Annotated in this window: 18 protein-coding genes; 12 read left to right on the top strand and 6 right to left on the bottom strand. The window is 70.5% G+C overall.

The window, feature by feature from the left end; all coding sequences use genetic code 11:
* Positions 1-496: 496 nt before the first annotated feature.
* From ENSA5_RS28760 to ENSA5_RS28745, 4 genes are all read right to left on the bottom strand, one after another.
* Positions 497-3625: an efflux RND transporter permease subunit gene (locus ENSA5_RS28760; protein WP_106394912.1), complete on the bottom strand. Its 3129-nt coding sequence runs from the start codon at positions 3623-3625 to the stop codon at positions 497-499.
* Positions 3622-4851 carry an efflux RND transporter periplasmic adaptor subunit gene (locus ENSA5_RS28755; RefSeq protein WP_181198248.1) on the bottom strand — a complete coding sequence of 410 codons (1230 nt, stop codon included), beginning with the start codon at positions 4849-4851 and terminating at the stop codon, positions 3622-3624. The genes ENSA5_RS28760 and ENSA5_RS28755 overlap by 4 nt, the downstream gene beginning before the upstream one ends.
* 328 nt (positions 4852-5179) lie before the next feature.
* Positions 5180-6934: an aldo/keto reductase gene (locus ENSA5_RS28750; protein ID WP_106394910.1), complete on the bottom strand. Its 1755-nt coding sequence runs from the start codon at positions 6932-6934 to the stop codon at positions 5180-5182.
* 226 nt (positions 6935-7160) lie between these two features.
* Positions 7161-9068 carry a type VI secretion system Vgr family protein gene (locus tag ENSA5_RS28745; RefSeq protein WP_106394909.1) on the bottom strand — a complete coding sequence of 636 codons (1908 nt, stop codon included), beginning with the start codon at positions 9066-9068 and terminating at the stop codon, positions 7161-7163.
* A gap of 215 nt (positions 9069-9283) precedes the next feature.
* On the opposite strand from ENSA5_RS28745, the gene ENSA5_RS28740 reads away from it, so the two are divergent.
* The 3 genes from ENSA5_RS28740 to ENSA5_RS28730 all read left to right on the top strand — a co-directional run bounded on the left by ENSA5_RS28740 (position 9284) and on the right by ENSA5_RS28730 (position 12099).
* Positions 9284-9910 (top strand): DUF6484 domain-containing protein, encoded by a 627-nt coding sequence (locus ENSA5_RS28740; protein WP_106394908.1) that lies wholly within the window; start codon positions 9284-9286, stop codon positions 9908-9910.
* A 9-nt stretch (positions 9911-9919) separates the two neighbouring features.
* The gene (locus ENSA5_RS28735) at positions 9920-11320 is read left to right on the top strand and encodes a hypothetical protein (protein WP_106394907.1); all 1401 of its coding nucleotides are present in this window, start codon (positions 9920-9922) and stop codon (positions 11318-11320) included.
* A 119-nt stretch (positions 11321-11439) separates the two neighbouring features.
* Positions 11440-12099: an NADPH-dependent F420 reductase gene (locus tag ENSA5_RS28730; RefSeq protein ID WP_106394906.1), complete on the top strand. Its 660-nt coding sequence runs from the start codon at positions 11440-11442 to the stop codon at positions 12097-12099.
* A 5-nt stretch (positions 12100-12104) separates the two neighbouring features.
* Here the strand turns inward: ENSA5_RS28730 and ENSA5_RS28725 are convergent, their stop codons facing one another.
* Complete coding sequence (locus ENSA5_RS28725) at positions 12105-12563, bottom strand: nuclear transport factor 2 family protein (protein ID WP_106394915.1); 459 nt, start codon at positions 12561-12563, stop codon at positions 12105-12107.
* Between the two features lie 134 nt (positions 12564-12697).
* On the opposite strand from ENSA5_RS28725, the gene ENSA5_RS28720 reads away from it, so the two are divergent.
* The 6 genes from ENSA5_RS28720 to ENSA5_RS39855 all read left to right on the top strand — a co-directional run bounded on the left by ENSA5_RS28720 (position 12698) and on the right by ENSA5_RS39855 (position 18933).
* Positions 12698-13564: an SDR family oxidoreductase gene (locus ENSA5_RS28720; RefSeq protein WP_106394905.1), complete on the top strand. Its 867-nt coding sequence runs from the start codon at positions 12698-12700 to the stop codon at positions 13562-13564.
* A 60-nt stretch (positions 13565-13624) separates the two neighbouring features.
* The gene (locus ENSA5_RS28715; RefSeq protein ID WP_106394904.1) at positions 13625-14716 is read left to right on the top strand and encodes a metallophosphoesterase family protein; all 1092 of its coding nucleotides are present in this window, start codon (positions 13625-13627) and stop codon (positions 14714-14716) included.
* Positions 14717-14783: 67 nt separating this feature from the next.
* Entirely contained in the window at positions 14784-15419 is a 636-nt protein-coding gene (locus tag ENSA5_RS28710; protein WP_106394903.1) for a hypothetical protein, read from the top strand.
* A 5-nt stretch (positions 15420-15424) separates the two neighbouring features.
* Positions 15425-15874 carry a Fur family transcriptional regulator gene (locus ENSA5_RS28705; protein WP_106394902.1) on the top strand — a complete coding sequence of 150 codons (450 nt, stop codon included), beginning with the start codon at positions 15425-15427 and terminating at the stop codon, positions 15872-15874.
* Positions 15875-15892: 18 nt separating this feature from the next.
* Positions 15893-18361 carry a TonB-dependent receptor gene (locus ENSA5_RS28700; RefSeq protein ID WP_106394901.1) on the top strand — a complete coding sequence of 823 codons (2469 nt, stop codon included), beginning with the start codon at positions 15893-15895 and terminating at the stop codon, positions 18359-18361.
* Positions 18362-18387: 26 nt separating this feature from the next.
* Positions 18388-18933, top strand: coding sequence for a MerC domain-containing protein (locus ENSA5_RS39855; protein WP_106394900.1), 546 nt, complete (start codon positions 18388-18390; stop codon positions 18931-18933).
* A gap of 79 nt (positions 18934-19012) precedes the next feature.
* Here ENSA5_RS39855 and ENSA5_RS28690 read toward each other — a convergent pair whose 3' ends face one another.
* Positions 19013-19567, bottom strand: coding sequence for a hypothetical protein (locus tag ENSA5_RS28690; RefSeq protein ID WP_106394899.1), 555 nt, complete (start codon positions 19565-19567; stop codon positions 19013-19015).
* Between the two features lie 128 nt (positions 19568-19695).
* Between ENSA5_RS28690 and ENSA5_RS28685 the strand changes: the two genes are divergently transcribed.
* From ENSA5_RS28685 to ENSA5_RS28675, 3 genes are read left to right on the top strand one after another with little or no spacing between them, the layout of a single operon-like run.
* Positions 19696-20304, top strand: a complete 609-nt coding sequence (locus ENSA5_RS28685; RefSeq protein ID WP_106394898.1) for a hypothetical protein — start codon at positions 19696-19698, stop codon at positions 20302-20304.
* Positions 20301-21074, top strand: a complete 774-nt coding sequence (locus tag ENSA5_RS28680; RefSeq protein ID WP_106394897.1) for a hypothetical protein — start codon at positions 20301-20303, stop codon at positions 21072-21074. Before ENSA5_RS28685 ends, ENSA5_RS28680 begins: the two co-directional genes overlap by 4 nt.
* Positions 21071-21760: a hypothetical protein gene (locus tag ENSA5_RS28675; RefSeq protein ID WP_106394896.1), complete on the top strand. Its 690-nt coding sequence runs from the start codon at positions 21071-21073 to the stop codon at positions 21758-21760. The genes ENSA5_RS28680 and ENSA5_RS28675 overlap by 4 nt, the downstream gene beginning before the upstream one ends.
* Positions 21761-21784 lie beyond the last annotated feature (24 nt).

Below are 21784 nucleotides of genomic sequence, written 5' to 3'. Positions count from 1 at the left end.
CTTTAGACCCCCACAGGCGTCAGCGACTCTGCCACGCACGGCCGCAAGCGGCCGGTCGGTCGCTCGCTCCGCTCCCTCCCTCGGTGGGCTGGGATGAGCTTCGCAGTCGCCTCCGTGGCCCCCTAAAAGGGGGCTCGATTTTAGATCCCCACAGGCGTCAGCGACTCCTTTAGACCCCCACAGGCGTCAGCGACTCCTTTAGACCCCCACAGGCGTCAGCGACTCTGCCACGCACGGCCGCAAGCGGCCGGTCGGTCGCTCGCTCCGCTCCCTCCCTCGGTGGGCTGGGATGAGCTTCGCAGTCGCCTCCGTGGCCCCCTAAAAGGGGGCTCGATTTTAGACCCCCACAGGCGTCAGCGACTCCTTTAGACCTCCACACGCGCCAGCGACTCTGCCACGCACGGCCGCAAGCGGCCGGTCGGTCGCTCGCTCCGCTCCCTCCCTCGGTGGGCTGGGATGAGCTTCGCAGTCGTTTGCGTGGCCCCCTGGAAGGGGCTTAGCGCTGCGAGCCTGGGTCGTCAGCTGGGGCGTGGCGACGCTTGGCCCGCCGAGCCTTGCGCTGGGCCTGCCTGCGCTCGGCCTTGCGCCGGATCACGTAGAGCGAGGGCACCAAGATCAGCGTGATCGTCGTCGCAAAGATGAGCCCGTAGCCGAGCGCCAGCGACATCGGGGACAAGAGCGCGTCGCGACCACCGAGCCCGTAGGCCGTGGGCATGACCCCCGCGACCGTGGTCAGGGTCGTGAGCAGCACGGGCCGCAGGCGCTCCGACGCGATCGTAGCGACCTCGTCGATCAGCTCGCGCATGCTCCCGTCACCGGAGCCGGTCCGATTGAGCGAGGTGACCATCACGATCGAGTCGTTGACGACCACGCCCGACAAGCCGGTGATCCCAAGCAGCGCAAACAAGGAGATCGGGATCTGGTGGGCCGCGTAGGCCCAGACCACGCCGATCAAGCCGAGCGGGACCGCCGAGACCACGAACATCGCCTGGGTCATCGACCCGGTCAGCAGCATCACGACCATGACGATGCCGACCAGGGCGAGCACGAAGACCGTCGGCATCTCGCCGAGGGTCTCGCCGGTCTTGGTCGCCTCGCCGCCGATCTCGACCCGGACCTGGGGCTCGAGCTCCGTGTAGCGCGGCAGGAGCTCGGCCTCGATCTGCTTGGCCAGCGAGGTCGCCGTCTCGCCCGAGCTTGGATCGATGCCCGAGGTCAGGGTCGTCGCGCGAATACCGTTGCGGTGATGGTAGGTCGCGAGGGCGTCGACCTCGATCGGCTCGACGAAATTGCGCAGGGCGTGGAGCTGGCCCCGCTCGCTCCGGACCGGGGTCAGGAGCAAGAGATCGAGGTCCGAGCGCGCGGCCGGATCAAAGCGGACGCGAATGTCGACGCGCTCGTCGAGATCGCGCAGCTCGGTCACGGGGATGCCGAAGAACGCGGCCTTGACCGTGCGCGAGACCGTGTCGACGCCGACCTGCTCGAGCGCCATCCGGCGGTGATCGAGGCGCAGATCGACCTGGCGGATGCCAGGCCGCTGATCGCTGTCGAGATCGACGACCGCGGGCAACCCCTGCAAGTAGGCGCGGACCTCGTTGCTGACCCGGCGGCGCAGGGCGTCGTCGTTGCTCGACACGTGGATCTGGACCGGCCGACCCAGCGGCGGCCCGATCCGCGCGGCCTCGTAGACGATCTCGACCTCGTCGGGCACGTGGAGCTCTCGCTTGACCCGGGCGATCCAGGCCTGGGCCGAGTGCTCGCGCTCGTTGCGGAGGTACACGGTCACGTAGCCCTCGTGGTCCGATACGCCGCGGGCCCGCTCGCTCCGACGCACGGCCTGGTGGCCAACCCGCGCCGTGATCCCGTCGACGTCGTCGCCGACGATCGCGGGCAGCTGCTGCTCGAGCCCGCGCAGGATCGCCTCGGTCCGCTCGATCGGGGTCCCGAGCGGGGCCGTGACCTTGAGGTAGAAGGCCTCGGTGTCGTCCTGGGGAAACAGGGTCACGGGCATCGAGGTCCGCATGTACTGCACGGTCCCGACCAACAGCCCCGCGAACACCAGCGGGACGAGGACCGCGTAGGGCAGCAGCTTGCGCAGAGACGCCGAGTAGAGCCGCTCGAGCGCCTTGATGAACCCGGCCTTTTGCTTGGCGTGCCCGCGCCTGCGCCCGCCGTGCCCGACGATGTGGCTGGGCAGGATGAAGAAGCACTCGAACAGCGAGACCGCGAGGGTCAAGATCACGATCGCCGGGATCGCCCAGGAGAACTTGCCGGGGATGCCGCCGAGCATGAACAGCGGCGAGAACGCGAGGATCGTCGTGAGCGACGAGCCGATGACCGGGACCGACATCTCCTTGGTCCCGGTCAGCGCCGCGTCCTCGGGGTCCATGCCGGCCTCGAGGTGAAAGGCGATGCGCTCGGCGATGATGATCGCGTCGTCGACGACGATGCCGATCACGAGCACGAAGCCGGCGAGCGAGACCATGTTGATCGAGATGCCCAGCGCCGGGATCAAGGCCGCGACGCCGAGCAGCGCGAAGGGCAGCCCGAACGCGACCCAAAACGCGATCCGGCCCGAGAGGAACAAGAGCAGCACGCACAGGACCAAAACCACGCCGCCGACGCCGTTGGTGATGACCACGTCGAGGCGGTTGCGCGTCTGGCGAGACAGATCGTTGAAGGTGTGGACCTCGACGCCCGGCGGCAGCGCGAAGGTCTCGAGCTCGGCGTAGACCGCGTCGACGGTGTCGAGGATGTCGGCGCTCTCGCGCTTGCGGACGATCAGGCTGACGCTGTCTTCGCCGTTGGCGTGGACGCGCAGGCCCGTGTCTTCGCGGGTCTCGCGGATCTGGGCGACGTCGCGCAGGCGCAGGGCCCCGCCGCGCGGGCCCGCGAAGCGCAGGATCGTGTCGCCGACCTCCTCGGCGTCGCGGAACTCGCCCGAGAGCACGACCTGGCGCTGGCGTGGATAGCTGGTCAGCCGCCCGCCCGTGCTCTTGACGTTGCGACGCGAGAGCGCGGCCATGACCTCGTCGAGGGTCACCTGCTGGGCGCGGGCCCGGACCGGATCGAGCAGGACCTCGATCTCGGGATCGCCGATCCCGACCTCCTCGACCTTGCCGACGCCCGCGATGCCCTCGATCCGCGGACGCAGGAGCTCGACGGTCTCGACCATGGCCGCATGGGGCCCCGTCAGCCCGATCTCGAGGACCGCGGACTTGGCCGGGTTGAAGCGCGCGAGCACGGGCGGGGCCTCGAGCTCGGCCGGGAAGTCCTGGATCGCGTCGATCGCCTTTTGCAGATCACGCTCGACGGCCTCGACCTCGCGCGGGCCGAGGTCTTCGTAGAGGTCGACGCTGACGACCGAGAACCCGTCTTGCGAGGTCGAGGTGTACTCCTCGACGCCGTCGACCTCGCGGATCGCCTCTTCGATCGGCACGGTGATCTTCGACTCGACGTCGTCGGGCGAGGCGCCAGGGAGGATCGTGTTGATCGCTATCGAGTTGATCGTGACGGCCGGAAAGCCCTCGCGCTGGCTGCGGCTGACGACGAGCAGGCCGACCGCGATCACCGCGATCGTGATCACGTGGACCAGCTGCGGGCGGCGGAGAAAGAAGCGGATCACGGGCTCCGCGACCCTCCAGGCTCGACGCTGCCGGGCTGACGGGGGCGACTCGCCAGCGGGCCCGCGGCCGGGCGGCGCTCGAGCTCGACCAGGACCGCGTCGGCCAGGGTGTGCTGGGCCGAGGTCGCGAGGACCTCGCCCGGCTCGACGCCCGACAGGATCTCGACCTCGTCGTCACCGTAGACGCCGACTTGGACCTCGCGCTGCTCGACCACGCGCCGCTCGAGGCCGTCTGCGACCCCAGCTTGCTGCGCGTCCGAGGCCGGCGCGAGCACGAAGAGCGTGAGCTTGCCCGCCCGCCGGGTCAGGGCCGCGCGCGGAGCCAGCACGCGCTCGCTGCCCTGGCGCAGCGGCAGCTCGACGGTCGCGACCATGCCGCCGCGGATCCGCCGCTCGGGGTTGTCGAGGTGATACTCGACGTCGAACAGACCCGTGACCGGATCGGCCGCGGGCGCGAGCACGGCGAAGCGCGCGGGCGTCGACGCGCCGCCGAGGTCCTCGATCGTCACGCGCGCTTCGGCGCTCTGGTCGAGGCGCCCGAGCTCGCTGCCCGCGAGCCCGACCCGGACGCGGATCTTGGACAAGTCGACGAGATCGAGCAGCGGCGCGCCCGGCCCGATCGTGTCGCCCGCGTCGACGAGGCGCCGGGTCACGACCCCGTCAATCGGCGCGCTCATCCGGGCGTCCTTTGACGAGCGCCGGGCCGAGCCGAGGTCGGCCCGGGCCCCGTTGAGGGCCGCCGTGGCCCGGTCGAGGGCGTGCCTGGCCGGATCGAGCTGGGCCGCGGCGAGGCTGCCCTTGGCGACCAGGCCCTGCTTGCGCTCGTAGTCCGTGCGCGCGAGCTCGACGTCGTACTCGAGCGCCTCGACCCGGGCCGACGCGCCCGAGACCGCCAGGCGCTGGCGCGAGCCGTCGATGCGCACGAGCAGGTCCCCGGCCGCGACCTCGTCGCCGTTTTCGACCTTGACCTCGAGCACGCGCCCGCCGGCCTCGGCGCGGAGGTTGGCGTCACGCCAGACCGTGGTCATGCCCGTCGCCGTGACCTCGCGCTCGAGCACCCCGAGCCGAGCCTCGGCGGCCTCGACCCGGATCGCGCCCGCGCCCGGATCGACCACGGCCTCGCTCGGCGCAGGCGCCTCGTCGGCCTGCTTGCAGCCGAGCCCCAGGACCACGGCGACGATCGCCGCGGCGCCGCCGAAAACACCGATCCTGGGCCATCGGACCATGTTTGATTTGATCCCACGCACAGCCCGCGCGGTCAATGGCCCGGCGAGGGAGCACGCCTCGTGCGCCGCCGCCCGCTCCTCACTCGCCCTGCCCTGCTCGCGCTCCCGACCGTCGTCGAACTGTCCGCCGCGCTGGCGCGGCCGCAGAGCGCGAGCGCGAGCGCGGCTAGCAGCCCGGGGTGCAATGCATCGTGTCGCCTCGCGCCGGAATGTTCGCCGAGGGCGCGAAGCCAAAACGCCGCTGTACCGGGCGTACTGCAAGTTTTGGCGACAAAGCCATCGGCGAAAAGGCCAAGCGAGGCGGCGCGAGGCATTGCACCCCGGGCTGCTAGAGCTCCACCGTGCTGACGCTGCCCGCGAAGACGCTCTCGAGCGGCTCGAAGCGGGCCCCGAGCCGCTCGGCGAGGCCGCGCTCGGCGGCTCCCCGGCCCCAGACCCGACACGCCACGGGATCGAGGCCATGGGCTTCGACGAGCGCGACCGCGAGCCCCGGGAGCGGCTTGCGGCACCAGCACCCGATCGGCCCCGGCGGATGCGTGCACCACAGCGTCGGGATCTCGATGTCGCCGAGCCAAACCGAGTCCGGCCCGGGCGCACCCTCGGGGCGCCAGCCAATACCGAGCACGAGGTAACCCTGCGCGATGTGGTCCGCGAGCGGCCCCTCGTGCGCGGCCTCGAGCTGGCCCGGATCGACGAACACCGCCCGCGCCTGCCCGCTCGCGGCGCGGCGGACGAAGGGCCTCACGTCCACGGCGACGAAGCCCTCATCGAGCGTTGGCGCCTCGAACACCGCGCGGAAGTGGAGCTGGGCCCGCGGGGGGAAGGAATTGGGATCGCTGCGATTCGCTCGCTTCATCTCCTCGGGCCCGAGGACCTGGCCGTGGCGCTCGAGCATCCGCTGGCAGGCGTTGACCTGGGCGTCCTCCAGCGAGGTGTCGATCCACACGCAGCGCACGGGCACGCCGTGGGCCCAGGCCGTCTCGATCATCAGGTTGCGCGAGGACCGGCGCGGGTAGGTGTTGTCCAGGACCACGCGTCGGCGACCGCTGGCCAGCGACTGATCGAGGATCGGGGCGAGGTCTGCCAAATTCCCGCCCGCGTCGTCGCGGTTGAGTCGCAGGTAGCCCCGGTCGACGAAGTCTCGGACCTGCGTGGTCTTGCCGGACGCGGGCATGCCCATGATCAAGACGACCTCGCCGTCCGCGTGATCGGGTGGACGACGCGCGGCGATCGGAGTGGTCAGGATCCGCGCGGCTGGAAACGCTGCCTCGAGCCGCGCGCGCTCGTCCTGCGTCAACTCGAGCTCACGCGCGACGCCGAGATCGCGGGCTGTCTCGAGCCGCGTCGGGCCGGGGATCGGCCACAGGTTGTCGGACAGCGACAGCAGCCAGGCCAGGACCAGCGCGTGGACCGAGACTCCGCGTTGGTCCGCGAGCGTTGCGAGCACGGGGTGCCTGGCCAGCCCGCGCGTGCGCTTGGGCCCGCCGAAGGGGCTGTGCGCGATCAGCTGGATGCCCTCGTCTGCGCAGTAGCCCACCACCCCTGTGCGGATCGCCCCGCGGTCGAGCGGCCACAGCCCGACCTCCACGGCCGAGATCTCGGCGTGCTCACGAGCCTCGCGGAGCTGGTCGAGGCGAACGTTCGACACGCCGACGCGGCGGACCAGGCCGCGGTCCTGAAGCTTGGCGAGGGCCCGGACCGAGGTCGAGAGCTCGCGCTGAGGATCGAGCGCATGCAGGAGGTACAGATCGATCGGCGCGCCGAGCCGCTGCGCGGAGGCCTCGCACGCGGCGGTCAGATGCTTGGCCCGCCCGTCGGCGAGCCAGCGCCCGGCCCCCCTTCGGGTCAGCCCGCCCTTGCTGACAACCGTGACCTCGCCGCGATCGCCCGCCCATTGGTCGAGCGCTTCACCGACGAGCCGCTCGTTGTGTCCGATGTCCCGGGCGCTCGGGCCGTAGACATCGGCGGTGTCGAGCAGGCGCACGCCGCTGTCGAGGGCCAGGTGGATCACTGCGATCGCCTCGGCCCGCGTGGGCCCGCCGACGCTCGACAGGCGCATGCATCCGAGGCCGAGGCGGGTCATGCGTCAAGCTAGTACCACGTGCCCGAGCTCCGATCCGGCTCATCCACGGCGCTGAGGCCCAATGGGCCTGTGTCGCCGCTCTAGCAGCCCGGGCTGCTAGCACCCCGGGCTGCTTGCACCCCGGGCTGCTTGCACCCCGGGCTGCTAGCGCTGAATCAAGCGCTGCGCGCTCGACTCAGGCCTGGCAGCGCGCCGAAGGGCCAGACGCGACAGAGCTCGCGCTCGGTCAATTGCTCCCGATCTTGTTGCCCTTGAGCACGATGTTGCCAGAGCCCTTGAGCGTGAGGTTGTTGCCCTTGAGCACGATGTTGCCGTTGCTCTTCATCGTCATCGACGCGGCCCCACACTTGAGCGTGATCTTGTCGGCGGCCTCGATCAGCGTCTCCTTGTCGCTGGTGAAGCTCATGTTGTCGCCAGAGGTCACGGTCCGGAGCTTGCCGACGCTCTCCTCGACGTTGTTGCCGATGCTCTCGGTCCGATCGTTGCCGACGGTCTCGGTCTGATCGTGCTTGATGACGTTGGTCTGATCGTTGCCGATCTCCTGGTACTGATCGTGACCGATCGTCTCGCGGTGGTCGTTCAAGATCTCGACGAGCCAGTCCTTCTCGCCGTGGATGTAGATGTGCTCCTCGCCCTTTTGGTCCTCGAAGCGCAGCTCGTTGAAGCCGCCGCCGCCCGGCGAAGAGTTGGTCCGCCAGCCGGTCTGGGTCTTGTTGTCGGGCACCGCGAAGGGCGGCGGATACTCGCCGTTGTAGACGCAGCCCGTGCACAGCGGACGATCGGGGTTGCCCTCGAGGAACTCGACCATGACCTCCATGCCGATCCGCGGGATGAACTGCGTGCCCCAGCCGAGCCCGGCCCAGCTCTGCGAGACCCGGACCCAGCACGAGGACTTGGCGGTGTAGCTTGGCTGCTCCTCCCAGTAAAACTGGACCTGGATGCGGGCGTGCTCGTCGGTGTGGATCTCCTCGCCCTCGGGCCCGGTGACGATCGCGGTCTGGGGCCCGTGGACGCGGGGCTTGGGCGTGGACGGCTCGGGGTGGACGACCGCGTCGTAGGGCACGCACTCGAATTCGTTGGCGTAGAGGGCCTCGGCGCCGCCGTCGTCCTGGGCGTTGTAGTTGTGGCCGCCGCTGTGGGTGACCGAGGTGATCAGGTACTCGATCTCGAGATCGGCGCGCTCGGAGTTGGCGAGCTTGAAGCGCAGGCCCGGGCGCATGCTCATGCAGTTGCTCCGGCCCCGGGCGACGCGCCCGGCGATCGTCGACGCGTGGCGAAGATCGAGGGCCCGGTCGCCGAGGTCGTCGCTGATGTAGCGGCGGCGCCCGTGGGTGTAGACCCGGCGCTCGCGGCCGCGCGCGTCGGTCCCCACCGCGGGCTCGCTCAGGAGGTTGCGCGGGGTCATCCAGTCGTAGTCGCGGCGCAGGGTCCCGGTCGTGGTCAGCTGGTTGGCCCACTCGAAGGCCTGGATCGACTCGACGTCGGCGAGCTCGGGCTGGGTCCCGATGATCGGGACCTCGGGGGTCCCGTCGAGGTTCTCGAGCTCCTGGTACTGATCGTTGGCGTCGCGGAAGGTCAGGGTCTCGATCCCGGTCTCGCCGTCGTGCATGAACTCGTAGCTGATGCCCTCTTCCTCGAGCAGGCGGCAGACGTAGTCGAAGTCCGACTCGCGGTACTGGGTGCAGTAGTCGCGCGGGTCGCTGCCCCGGGTCACGCTGCCGAAGTCGACGGCCCGGCCGTAGCCGCCGAGGCCCTCGTCGAGGACCTCGCCGACGATCGTCTGGACGCTGACCTCTTGCCAGATGTGCGATTTGACCCGCTGACGCAGGAGCTCGAAGGCCGGCACGACCTCGAAGCGCGCGGTCATGTGGTGATCGACGACGCCCGTGTACTCGACCCGGCAGACCACGCCGCCGATCGCTCGCTGCTCCTGGCCGCCGCGGACCAGACGCAGGGCGGCGTCACAGCCGAGCAGCCTGTCGGTCTCGACCTCGGTCTCGGTCTCGGCGTCGATGACGACCCGGTAGGTGCGGTTGAGGCTCTCGGCAATGAACACGCGCGTGACCGTCCACGGCGCGCCCTCATCGGACAGCGTCAGCTCATAGGCAGCGGGCGGGAGACTGAGCTTCAGCATGATGATCCTCGCAGCTCGACCAGCGCTGCGTGTCGCCAGGCGCCCTGGCGACACACCGATACGGCGACGGCGGTCGTCGCTCGAAGGTGCGCTCGGAGGGGGCACAATACCGGCGCCGAGCCGTCCACGGCAACCGTGTTGTCGGGTCCTGACTCGGGCCTGCGGCCTGACAGACTGTCGCGCCCCGGCGGCCCCTGGTAGACTGCCGACCGGCCGTGAGCGAGTCTGCCAACCACGAGGGTGAGGGGTCGCCTGCGGGCGAAACCGCAAAGACCGAGACCGAAGAGACCGAGGAGACCAACCTGGCCGAGACCAAGGCCGGGCTCCTCGCTGAGCTGCTCGAGCTCGACCCGCGAGCCGCGGTCGCGGTCGCGGACGCTCGACTCGGCGTGCGGGTCGGCAAGCTGGTCGAGTGGGCGTCCGGCGCCGCACCCACCGTCGAGTTCGAGGGCAACGAGCGCGGTCCGCTCCCCGCCCGCGCCACGATCCCGCTCGATCCGACCCTCGTCGCCGAGGCGATCCAAGATCAGCGTGGCGTGGTCCTGACCTTCGAAGACGGCCGCCCCGACGCGCCGATCATCACGGGGCTGCTCCAGCCCCTGACCCACGACGTTGACGGAGAGGCCGAGGCCGAGGCCGAGGACGAGGCCGACACGCAGCTCGAGGCCCGGATCGACGGGCGCAGGGTCGAGCTCGAGGCCGCCGACGAGATCGTCTTGCGCTGCGGCAAGGCCAGCATCGTCCTGCGTCGCAACGGCCGCGTGGTGATCCGCGGCACCTACGTCGAGACGCGCTCGCGCGGGGTCAACCGCGTCAAGGGCGGGTCGGTCGAGATCAACTGAGGCCGTCCGATGCCGGCGCTGCTGTGGGATGTCCAGGACCAGCACCTCAGCGAGGCTGAGTTTTGCTGTGAGACCTGGGAGCGCAGCATCGACTCGCCGATCTACACGCTCGGCGAGGTCCGGGCGTTCCCCGAAGAGCGGCTCATGGCCAACATCATGGGCCTCGTCGTCGGCGGGCAGCCGGTCCTCGATCGCCTGGTCCGGCCGATCCTCGACGAGGACCTCGACGACGACCGCTTCCGCACCGCCGCGGCCGCGCTGGCGATCCTCGACGGCGCCGGGCGTGACGGGCCAGACATCGTCCTCGGCTACCTGACCATGGCGGGCAGCGAGGGCAGCTGGGGGCTGGTCCGGGCCATGCACCTGTCGCGGCGCACGGACCTCGCCGAGCGCCTGATCAGCTCGCTGCCCGACCACGACGGCCTCGCCCTCGCCGGGCGCCTCGAGGGCCTCGTCGGGTTGGGCGTCGACGTCGGCAAGCGCCTGCGGGTGTGGTTCAAGCACGACCTGCCCCGGGTCCGCCGGGCCGCGGCCTGGCTCGCGCGTCACTCGACCTCTTCGAAGGTGCTCAAGCGCCTGCTCAAGCTGATGCGCGACCCCGACCCCGGCCTGCGCGAGGCCGCGATCGAGAGCGCGCTGATCCGCGGGCTCCCCGGCTCGTGGCAGCTGGCCTGCGAGGCCGCGTTCGAGCAGCCCGAGCCGGGCCCCGGTCCCGGCCTGGCTGCGGGCGGCGCCGGCTCGCTGCGCCGCGCCGCGCTCGGCTGGGTTGCGATGCAAGGCAGCGCGGCCGCCCACGCCCAGCTCGTGACCATGCTCCGCGGGCGGCCCGACTCCGATCTGCTGTGGGCCGCGGGCGTCAGCGCCAGGCCCGAGGCGGCCGCGCTCGCGGTCGAGCTCCTCGACCACCCCACGCTCGCGCGCCTCGCTGGCGAGCTGCTGACCTACGTCGCGGGCCTGCCGACCACGGTCGACGACTACTGGCTCGACGAGGGCGCGCACGGGGCCTACGGCGCCGACGCAGACGAGGCCCTGCCCGAGCTCGACGACGACGACCTCGACGCGGAGCTGGTCCCGCCGGACGAGCGGCGCCTGCGGCTGCCCAACCCCGCGACCGTGCGCGCGTGGTGGTCCGAGCGACGCCACGCGTTGTCCCCGGGCCTCCGCTACTTCGCCGGCCAGGCGCTCGCGCCCGCGGTCGCCGAGCAGGCCCTGATCCGCGCGCCGATGCGGCGCCGCCACGCGCTCGCGCTCGAGCTTGCGATTCGCAGCGCCGGGATCGGGATCCTCGACACCCGGGCGCCGGCTCGCGTCCAGCACAGGCGGACGACCGAGATCTTCGCGACCCTCGATCGCCTCGCCGCCGAGGGCCGCGGGACCGTCGATTTTCAGGGCGGGCTCCCGCTGATGTAGGCCGAGAGCTCGCAGCCGAACTCCGTCCAGTCGCCGTCGTTGGTCCAGGGGGTGCCGCCAGCCGCGAAGACCTGCGTTCGTGCTCGGCTCGCTCGTCCCCTCCGGGCTACACTGCGGTCATGAAGATCGCAGTCCTCGGGACCGGGATGGTCGGCACCACCATCGCCACGAAGCTCATCGAGCTCGGCCACGAGGTCACGCTCGGCTCACGCAAGGCCGACAACGACAAGGCCAAAGCCTGGCTCGAGCAGGTCGACTCGGACCGCGCGAGCGCGGCGACCTTCGCCGACGCGGCGGCCAGCGCCGAGCTGGTGTTCAACTGCACCGCGGGGGCCAAGTCGCTCGAAGCCCTGCGCATGGCCGGCGCCGAGAACCTCGCCGACAAGATCCTCGTCGACCTCGCCAACCCCCTCGACTTCTCGAACGGAACGCCGCCCACGCTCTCGGTCTGCAACGAGACCTCGCTCGGCGAGCAGATCCAGGCCGCGTTCCCCGAGGCCCGCGTGGTCAAGACCCTCAACACGATCAGCGCCGAGGTCATGGTCGAGCCCCGCGAGCTGCCCGGCGAGCACGTCGTGTTCGTCTCGGGCGACGACGCCGACGCCAAGCGCTGGGTCGAGCAGACCCTGCTGCGTGACTGGCTCGACTGGCCCGAGGTCGTCGATCTCGGCGACATCAGCACCGCCCGCGGGACCGAGATGTACCTGGCGCTGTGGGTCCGGATGTGGGGCGCGCTCGGCACCCCCGCGTTCAACATCTCGATCGTGCGCAGGGGCTAGGGCTGCTAGTTGAGCATCCGGCCGCCGCCCGAGCCGCCGCCTCGGATGTCGTCGTCCTCGTCGTCCTCGTCGTCCTCGTCTTGATCGGCGATGCTGCGCGCGATCAGCCCGGCCTGGTGGTGGAGCATCCGCCAGCGCCCTTCCTCGCGCACGAACACGTTGGTCGCGGCGAGCTCGGCCTCGGGCAGGACCTCGACGCAGGCGACCACCGCGACCTCGCCGAGCAGCTCGACGACCTGATCCCGGAAGCGCACGGGCGTCGGGCGGCGCAAGATCCCCCGCCAGCTGGCCATGACCCGATCGCGGCCCCGGAGCAGCTCCCAGCCCGGATGCATGCACAGGATCTCGAGGTGGTCGGACCAGACCCGATCCATGGCCACGAAGTCACCGGACGCGAACGCGCGATAAAACTCGCGGTTGGCCCGCAGCAGCTCGTCCACGGCCAGTCGGGTCGCTTCGCTCATCGGGCGCAGCATAGCAGCCGGCGCCAGTTCGCCCCCTGCGAGATCCCGACAGGCCCTCTCCTGGCCGAGGAAGCGGCGAACATTCCGGCGCGAGGCGACACGAGGGACTGCACCACGGGCTGCTAGGATCAGGCATGTTCGCGCCCGAGCTCCTCTCGAACCACAATATCCTCGTCACAGGCGGCGGCACCGGCCTCGGCAAGGCGATGGCCATGCGCTACGCCGCGCTCGGCGCCAAGGTTGCGGTGCTCGGTCGCCGCACGCAGCCGCTCGAGGACGTCGTCTCGGCGATCACCGACGCAGGTGGCCGCGCGGCCTGGGCCAGCGCCGACGTCCGCGATCGGCCCAGCGTGGACGCGGCCCTCGACCAGCTCGAGGACGAGCTCGGCCCGCTGACCGACGTCGTCAACAACGCCGCGGGCAACTTCTTGTGTCCGAGCGAGGATCTCTCGCCCGGCGGCTTCGATGCCGTGGTCAAGATCGTCCTCTACGGCACCTTCAACATCACCCAGTCCCTGGGCCAGCGCTGGATCGAGCGCGGCCGACGGGACGGGGAGCGCGGCTACAGCGTGCTGTCGATCGTCACGACCTACGCGTGGATGGGCTCGGCCTTCGTGCTGCCCTCGGCCTGCGCCAAGGCCGGGGTTCTGGCCCTGACCCGCTCGCTCGCGACCGAGTGGGCCTGCTACGGGATCCGCCTCAACGCCATCGCCCCGGGCCCCTTCCCGACCGAGGGCGCGTTCTCGCGGCTGGCGATGCCGGGCACCGAGGCGCTCGGAAAAGACCGCGTCCCGCTCGGCCGCTACGGCGAGCCGCGCGAGCTCGCCGAGCTCGCGGTCTACCTGACCGCCGCGTCCTTCGTGACCGGGGAGTGCGTGACGATCGACGGCGGCGAGTGGCTCAAGGTGGGGCAGGAATTCGCGTCGATCACGGATCACCCGCGGACCCAGGTCAAGGAGGTGTTCGCGGCCATGCGGGCCAAGACCCATCCCAAGGGCTGAGGCGCGCGCCTTGCCACGAGCGAGGATCGCGGGCCCGTCCCGTGGCACCATGGACGCCTCGTGCGCCCCTCTCTCCTCCTCGCAATCCTCACGAGCGCCCAGCTGGCGCTGCTCGGCTGCACCGCCGTGCTCATCGAGTCGAACGACGTCGGCGGGTCCGAGGCCGAGACCGCGCAGACCAGCGAGAGCAGCGACGGCGACACTGACACCGGCGACACCGGCGACGGCGACGGCGACGGCGACGGCGACACCGACGGCGGCGACGGCGACGACGGCGACGGCGATGGCGACCCGTCCCGCTTCCGCGTGGTCGTGATCGCCGATCTCCACGTGCCCGGCCCCGACTACACCGGCGACGACGACTCCTTGCTGCTCGCGCGCGAGCGCCTGCTCGAGACCCGCGACCAGATCGCCGCGATCGAGCCGCCCCCGGCCTTCGTGGTCGTGCTCGGCGATCTCGTCCACGAGGCCTACGGGTCCGACGATCTGGTCTGGTACCAGACCAACGCCAACGCCTTCGCCGAGGTCAGCGAGATCTTCGACGGCTTCGGGATCCCCGTGTATCCGCTCTACGGCGACAGCGACTACGACGTCCCGACCACCCCCAAGACCTTCTCGCACCAGGTCTTCGCCCAGATCTTCGCCACCGACCCCTACTACACCGTCGACCACCTCGGCTGGCGCTTCGTGTTCGCCAACAGCCAGTACGGTCAGACCTACGACAAGGGCACCAACATCTACGATCCCGCGCTCGGCTCGTTCGGCAGCACGCAGCTGACCTGGATCGGCGACCAGTTCAGCGCGGGCATGCCCACGGTCTTGTTGAGTCACTTTCCGCTCTACACCCTGGCCCTCGACGAGGCGCCCAACAACGGGCCCTACCCGGACCTCGAGACGGTGCTCAAAGCCGACGGCGAGTCCGTCGCGCTGGTGCTCTCGGGTCACGATCAGCAGTGGACCAACCTCCCGGCGACCTATGCGGCGCCGCACATCGTGTTTGGATCGACGCGCTACGACAGCGACAATTTCTTGCTGATCGAGTTCACCGCCAACGCGCTGCAGTACGAGATCCTCGACCTCGCCAAGGTCGGCTGGGGCACGCAGGAGGCCGAGACCTGGATCTACGATGGCACCCCGATGCCAGCGGGGTGAGCCCAGAGCCCTCGCTGGCCCCCACCCCTTGGTTGACAGATGCAATAAGTTTGCATAAGTAAGCGAGATGCATTTCAAGAAGGCCCTCGGGGTGTTCTTCCTGACAGTCTGCGCCGCGACCGGGTGCGTCACAGGAGACGATGATCACGATGATCATGATCATGATGATGACGGTGATCACGACCACGAGACAGAGGTGATCTCGCGCGTCGAGCTTACCTTCACGCCTACCGGCGGCGGGGACGCTGTCACGGCAGCGTTCTCCGACCCCGACGGTGACGGCGGCACCTCCGGCACCTCCGAGCCGATCGAGCTCACGGCGGGGACGGAGTACGAGCTCACGATCACCTTGACCAACGACCTCGAGGATCCGCCCGTCGACATCACGGAGGAGATCCGGGAGGAGGCCGAGGAGCACCAGATCTTCATCGCGGACGACGCCTTGCTCCTGACCACCGCCTACGCCGACCTCGAGTCCGACTACGGGTCCAACACCGTCGACGAAGATCTGCCCGTCGGTCTGGTCCAGACGGTCACCGCAGAGACTGCGGGCACCGGCAACTTCCGCGTCATCCTGCGCCACTTGCCCGAGCTCAACGACAGCCCACAAAAGACGGCTGGGCTCGAAGAAGACTTCGCCGCCGGCACAGCCCTGCCCGGCGACGTCGATGTCGACGTGAGCTTCGAGTTGACGGTAATCTGAGGGGCGTGGCCGCGCGAATCAGCAAGTCCCAGCGTCGAGAGTTCGTCGAGGAACTGCACGAGGCAGGGTTGCGCGCCACCCCCGCCCGTCTCGCCGTTCTCGGCGCGGTTCGTCGCGCCTCGGCCCCACTGACCCACGCCGAGCTCACCCGTCAGCTCGACGGCAACGGCTGGGACGCCGCGACCATCTACCGCAACCTGATTGCGATCACGGACGCCGGCTTGATCGTGCGCAGCGACCATGGCGATCGACGCTGGCGCTTCGAGGACCGCGCCCGCTCGAACTCGAGGACCGAGCACCAGCACCCGCACTTTTTTTGCACGGACTGTGGCTCGGTCAGCTGTCTACCAGAGGTCGAGGTTCGCATGCCCCGAACGCGGGGCCTCCCGCGCTCGGCCGCCGACGGGGCCTACGACGTCCAGCTACGCGGCGTCTGCGACAGCTGCTCCGACTGAGCGAGCTGACGGCACATCATGATCGGGTCGCTCGCGTTGCTTGCGATCTTGGCGGCGCCCCCCGAGGCGCCCCCGAGCGTCGCTACCACCGAGGATGACTGCACGCTCCGCTGGCGCGTGGACGTCGTCGACGAGGACACGGGCGAGCCGGTGCCCGGGGCCACGGTCGAGATTCAACCGAGCGACCAGGCGCCGCGCCGCTACCAGACCAACGACGCGGGCACGCTGCTGGTCCGGCGCCTGTGCCCCGGGCCCATGCGCGTGTCCGTGTCCAAGTCGGACCACGCCAGCAGCAGCGAGACCGTCGAGCTCGACATGCCCGAGACCCTGTCCGTCGTCGGGCTCCCGGCGCTGCACGACCATCACAGCGAGCACGTCATCCTCATCCACGACGAGGGCCAGTCGACCGTGGGCTCGAGCGAGGCGCTCGCCGGCGCCGATCTGGCCAAGACCCGCGGGCAGGGCCTGGCAGACGCGATCTCGACCATGTCCGGGGTCACGACCCTGCGCGGGACCGCGGGCGGCATGGCCAAGCCGGTGATCCGCGGTCAGGTCGGGCGTCGCAACCTGATCATCTTCGACGGCATCCGCCACGAAGGGCAAAAGTGGGGCCTCGACCACGCGCCGGAGATCGACCCCAACGCGGCCGGGCGGATCACCGTGGTCAAGGGCGCGGCCACGACCCGCTTTGGGCCCGACGCGATCGGCGGCGTGGTCCTCGTCGATCCGCGCCCGATGCTGCGCTCCCCCGGCGTCGCCGGTGAGGTCAGCCTCCTCGGCATGAGCAACGCGCTCGGGGGCGGCGGGGCGTTTCGCATCGACCACGCGCCCGCGCGCGCGCCGGGGCTGAGCTGGCGCGTCGAGGGCAACATCGCCCGCCACCGCGCGGTCGTGACCCCCGACTACCCCCTCGACAACACCGGCGCGCTGACCTGGAACGCTGGCGGGCGCGTCGGCTACCTGTCCGAGCACGTCGACATCATCGCGGGCTACCGCCTGCTGCGTACCCAAGCGGGGATCTGCAGCTGCCTGCGGGTGTCGACCAACGAGGAATTCCAGATCGGGATCGCGCGCTCGGTCCCGCCCGAGGTCGACCTCTACTCGACGGAGTTTGCGATCGAGCGCCCGCGCCAGGAAGTTTGGCATCACCTCGCCCACGCCCACGCCCGCGTCGGGCTCGGCGAGGCCGGCGAGCTGCACCTGATCTACGCCTACCAGTTCAACGATCGCTCCGAGTTCGAATCGGTCCGCAGCAACATCACGGGCCCGCAGATCGAGCTGCGCCTCGGCACCCACCGGGGTGAGCTTCACTACGAGCACGTCGCCGTCGACCTCGGCTGGGGCTGGGCGCTCGTCGGGACCCTCGGCGGCGAGGTCAACTACCAGGTCAACGCCTTCGACTCGGCCAACACGCTGATCCCCGACTACCGCCAGTGGTCCGGGGGCGCGTTCGCGGTCGAGCGCTTCGTCGGCGAGCAGATCGAGTTCGAGTTCGGCGCCCGCTACGAGGGCCTCGGTCGCACGGGGTTGCTGTCCGAGCGTGACTTCCTCGGCCAGCGGGCGGGCGGGCGCCTCGACGAGTCCGCGTGCACGCGAGACGCCGACGGCGGGGCCGAGTGCCAGCAGCAGTTTCACACGCCCTCGGCCAGCGCTGGCCTCATCGCCCACCCCTCGCGCAAGGTCCCCGAGCTCAACCTGCGCCTCGACCTCAACTCCTCGGCTCGGATCCCGGCGATCGACGAGAGCTACATGAACGGCGCCGCCCCCTCGTTCCCGATCCTCGGCCTCGGAGACTCGCACCTGGGTGTCGAGCGGACCTGGGGCGCGGCGACGGGGATCGGCTATGGCGGCGACTGGCTCGAGCTCGAGCTCGCCGCCTACACCAACTACATCGACGACTACATCTACTTCACGCCCGAGCCCCAGGAGGGCCAGTGCGCGCCCTTGAGCTGCACGACCCGCGGGCCCTTCCCCGTGTTCGTGTTTCGCCCCGTCGACGCGCTCTTCGTCGGCGGAGAGCTGCGCTTCGACCTTCGCGCACCCCGGCTCCCGCTCGAGCTCTCGGGCGACGCGGCGTGGGTTCGGGCCTGGGATCTCTCGCCGGGCGAGACCTACCTGACCTACGTGCCCGCCGATCGCTACGGTCTGCACGGGCGCTGGCTGTGGCCCGACACCAAGGTCTCGTCGCGGGGCTACCTCGAGATCGGTGGGACCTTCGTCGATCGTCAGCGTCGCTACGACGTCGAGGCCGACTTCGCCGAGCCGCCGCCAGCCTACGTCATCCTCGAGGCCGGGGCCGGGGTCGAGTTCCCTACCGACGAGGTCCTGATGCGCCTGAGCCTGCGCGGGACCAACCTCCTCAACCAACGCTACCGCGAGTACACGAGCCTGCTGCGCTACTTCGCCGATGAGCCGGGCTGGGGGGTGCAGCTGCGCTTCGCCGTGGAATTCAGCGCCGGGATCGGCAGCGAGGGCTCATCCACGTAGCGAATTCGAGCGCAGCAACCTTGTAGATGCATGCGCTTTGCATGTACAAGTACAGCACGATGAGCACGACGGCGTGGAGGCGTGTCTGTGGTGACGAGGGGTTGGATCGCGCAGGCACCGTGGCCAGCAGCGTGTGCGCAGCTCACTGTGTGGTCTGCGCCGTGCTCCCCGCGGCCTTCGGCGTCCTCGGTCTGGGCTTCTTGACCGGACACGGAGCCGAGTGGACCTTCACGCTCGTGGCGGTCGCGTTCGCGATTGGCGCGCTTCACTTTGGTTGGCGACGCCATCGCTCGCGCGGGATCGCGCTCTTGATGGTCCTCGCCATCGTGGGGTTGCTCGCTTCACGAGGCATCGAAGGCGTCGAGCCACATCACGATGGTGAGCACCACCATGACGAGCATCATCACGTCGCATCGGCCGAGCCCCCTGGGTCGATACACCTCGCCGGCACGGCCCTGGGCGTCCTCGCGGGTCTGATGCTCGCGACCGGTCACGTCCTCAACATTCGTGCGTCACGCCGCTGTTGCCCCCCCTCGACAGGCCAGCTGGACCAGTGTCTGAGGCCAGCATGAAGGTGGTTTTAGACCCCCCCTGGGCGTCAGCGACTCTGCCACGGGGGCTGTTTTAGACCCCCGCAGCCGTCAGCGGATCCTAGACATATCCGAACAGCGCCGCGCGCAGCCGCTTGAGCTCATCGACGAGCTCGTGGTCGCCCTTGCGCATCGCCATGCCCGTCGCCCGGGCCTCGGCGATCAGCACGTTGACCAGCTTGTCGGCGAGCTCGAGCTGCGCGCCTAGCTCGCGCGCCGAGGCCTCTTCTTGTGCGGACAGCCCGTCCATCGCCGCGACCGTGGTCGCGCCCGAGAGCAGGTAGCAGGCCTTTTGACTGCCGGGCGGGAACAGCCCGCTCGCGTCCTCGAGCGTGACCCGATCGAGCTCGAACTCGACCACGTGCTGCTGGATGTCGTAGGGCAGCGCCGACATGATCATCAAGAACTTGAGCCCGGTCATCTCCTCGCGGCTGAGCCCATCGACCGCGGCGACGGCCTTGACCGCTTTGGCCAGGTTGATCTCCTCTTCGAGGGTCAGCTCGAAGCCAGGGGCGCGGACCGAATTCTCGGCCACACCGCGCTCGATCTCCGCGCGCACCTTCGGGTCCATGTCGTCGAGCAAGCGCCTGGTGCTGTCGGAGATCAGGTTGGTCATGGTCCGTGACCACCTTGCCAAGTCCGGGCGCAGACGTCCACCTGCGCACAAACTGCACAAAATCGCCGTGCGAGCGGTGCACGGTGGCGCAGGCCGCTGCACGAGCGCTTGCTAGGCCTGAGCCAACGATGCACGGCACGACCACGCTGACCCTCGACGCACCGCCGGGCCCCGGCCCGAGCGCGCCGCCCTCCCCTTCGAGCCACCAAAGCCCCCTGCGAGCCCGCGACCTCTCGCTCGCGCTGCTCGGCCTCTTCGCCCTCGGAGGCGCGGCCGCGCTCGGGACCCCGACCGGACCGGCCGCGCTGCGCCTGGCTCCCAGCGTGCTCCTGATCGATCTCGCCGCCCTGGCCCTGACCGCGCCCGCGCTGATCGCCACCCACCAGTTCTTGCGCCTCGCCGCCGAGCCCGAGGACCTCGCCGCCGGGCTCGGGCGCGCGCTGATCCACGGGGGCCGCGTGGCCGCCGGGCTCTCGATCGTGGTCCTGTTCTTCTCGGCGACCACCGATCTGGCGATCCCGACGCTCCTGGCCTCGCTCACGGGTGTCGGCGTGTTCACCAGCGCGACCGCTTGCGTCGAGCTGACTCGGTCCGAGCGCGAGGCCGCGGGCGCCGTCGCCCCGATCTTCACCCTGCTCGTGCTCGCATGGTTGACGCTGAGCTGGATCATCGCGCTGCGCGTGGGCGTGGACGTCGGCGCCTGGGTGCTCGGCTTCGGGCGGGGGTTCGGAGCATGAGCGCCAACCCAACTGCGGGGACTCTGGCCGTCGTTGGCACGCTCCTGCGTGAGCCCGAGCTGCTGCTCGCGAGCGACGACGAGGCCCACGACGACGACCAGGTCCGCGACCGCCTCGCGCTCCTGGCCCCGCGCCTGCTCGCGATCACGGCTGCGGGCGCGGCGATCTTCGGGCTCGTGATCGGCTCGTACCGCGGCGAGCTCCAGTACTTCTACGCGGCGCTCAAGACCCCCTTGCTGCTGTTGCTGCCCGTGCTCGTCGGCCTGCCCGCGATCCGAGCGTTCCACGACGCCTGCGAGGTCTCGGTCTCGTGGTCGCGCCTGGCCCTCGCCGCGCTGGTCTCGATCGGACGCACGGCCGTGCTCGCGGCCGCCTGCGGGCCGGTCCTGTGGCTGTACCTGTCGCTCCACCCCGACTACCACCGCGCGGTCCTGGCCACGGCCGCGTGCCTGTGCCTGGTCGGCTGGCCGGGGCTGTGGACGCTGATCAAGAGCCTCCCGAGCGGCGGCCGCCACCGCGCGCTGGCCAACTTCGCCTCGGTCGCGGTGCTCGGCGTGTTGCTGGCCCAATCGGGCTGGCTGCTGCGGCCCTTCGTGGTCCGGCCCCAGGCCGAGGTCACGCTCCTGCGCGAGGTCGAAGCCAACGTGTTCTCGAGCCTCGCGAGCACGGGCAGCTCGGCCCGCGGGCGCTACCACGGGTGGGAGGCCGAGGGCGCCGGCCTGCTCGGGCGCCGACGCGGCCCCGCGGCGAGCGAGGAGGCCCCGCGATGATCGCCCTCGCGCTGGCGCTCGATCTGCTCGGTGAGCCGACGCTGCTGGCCGAGCTCACCCGCGCGCGCCTGCCCTCGCTGTGGGCCGCGCTCGCGCTCGGCTACGTCGGCGTCGGCGCGGCCATGGCCTGGCACCTCGGACGTCGGGGCCACGGGCTCGGCGCGGCGACCAGCGCCCTGGTCTGCTGGCCGCTGTTGATCGGTCTGATCGGCCGGCCGCCGCCGCCCAGCGAGCTGCGGTTCACGAGCCCGAGCCCGAGCGGACCCAAGCGCGCGCGCATCGACGGATGCATGGCCGCGCTCCGCCAGGGTCTGGGCGAGGATCTCGACGGCGGCGCGGAGCTGGTCGACGCCGCCCAGTTGGCCAAGCTCGCCCGCTCGCTCCACCGCGCCGATCATCGCATCGCCCGGGTCGATCGCTTGCTGGCCGAGACCCAGGCCCAGCGCCAGCTCGGCGCCGACGCTCAGCTCGAGGCCGCGATCACCGGGCTGCGCCGGGCTCGCGACCACGCCAACCACGAGCTCGAGGCGGTGCTCTCGGGCCTGCTCTCGCTCCGGGTCCAGCTGGGCCTGTTCGCGCTCGCAGGGGAGTCCGAGCCGGTCCGCGAGCGCCTCGCCGAGCTCGAGGCTCGCGTGGCTGCGCTCGCGGAGCTATCCTCGATCGAGCTGGCAGGGGTGCCGTCGTGAGCCGCCTCCTGCGCCCGAGCACCC

Origin of the sequence: Enhygromyxa salina, assembly GCF_002994615.1 — a bacterium.
Lineage (GTDB): Bacteria > Myxococcota_A > Polyangia > Nannocystales > Nannocystaceae > Plesiocystis > Plesiocystis salina_A.
Note: the sequence above shows the minus strand (reverse complement) of the source record. Positions and strands in the feature narration are given on the sequence as shown.